This window comes from Candidatus Hydrogenedentota bacterium (genome assembly GCA_016791475.1).
GTDB lineage: Bacteria > Hydrogenedentota > Hydrogenedentia > Hydrogenedentales > JAEUWI01 > JAEUWI01.
In genome coordinates, this window is record JAEUWI010000403.1 from 285 (window position 1) to 547 (window position 263).

Sequence of the window (263 nt, forward strand, 5' to 3'; positions counted from 1 at the left end):
GCCGAGGAATTCCAGCGCCTGAAGGCGGGCGGGTCCCTCCAGGATCGTTCGACGGGCGTTGAAGCGGCGTTCGACGTTCGTTCAACGACCGTTATACGTTCGTTCAACGACCGCGCAACTCCTTCTCCTTCTCCTTCTCCTTCTCCTTCTCCTTCTCCCAACGATTCAAAAGAAAGGGTGCCGGGCTCGGAGCGAGATGGCGGGGATAAAAGCGCTGGCGAGACCCACCGCCGAGCGGCGTTTACAGATTTGGGAATTGCCCT